The sequence below is a fragment of the Pseudoalteromonas sp. MMG022 genome (assembly GCF_021654245.1).
Taxonomy (GTDB): Bacteria; Pseudomonadota; Gammaproteobacteria; order Enterobacterales; family Alteromonadaceae; genus Pseudoalteromonas; species Pseudoalteromonas amylolytica.
In genome coordinates this window covers 1-472 of sequence record NZ_JAKFZQ010000059.1, presented here as the reverse complement: position 1 = coordinate 472, position 472 = coordinate 1, and the positions used below count along the sequence as shown (strand labels likewise).

1 pseudogene is annotated in these 472 nt (G+C 42.8%); it reads left to right on the top strand.

What is annotated here, in order from left to right:
* Positions 1 to 472 (top strand): annotated as a pseudogene (locus L1070_RS20180) (transposase); the annotation flags it as partial.

Here is a 472-nt window from a genome sequence, read left to right as displayed (position 1 = left end):
ATGTGTTCGCCGGGCATTTTTATGTGGTGAAGATAGGTTCACAGGCAAGTCGTATGAGCATCGCAGAGGTTGGGTAGAAGAACGTTTACTGTTTTTAGCGCAGGTATTTTGTATTGATGTGTGTGCTTATGCGGTGATGAGTAACCATACCCATGTTGTATTGTATGTGGATGATAAAAAGGTACAAAGATTGAGTGATAGGGCGGTACTCATACGTTGGCATAAGCTGTTTAAAGGCTCACCCCAAAGTCACAAGTTCTTAAAGGGTGAATATTTAGATGAAGGGCAACGGTTCTTTTTAAACAAAGAGATAACAGAATATCGCAATCGCTTGTCGAGTATCAGCTGGTTTATGCGGGTGTTGAATGGAGGCATAGCACGCCAGGCAAATCGAGAAGATAATTGTACAGGTAGATTTTGGGAAGGGCGCTTTAAATCGCAGGCTTTACTCGATGAAGCAGCTTTGATGACC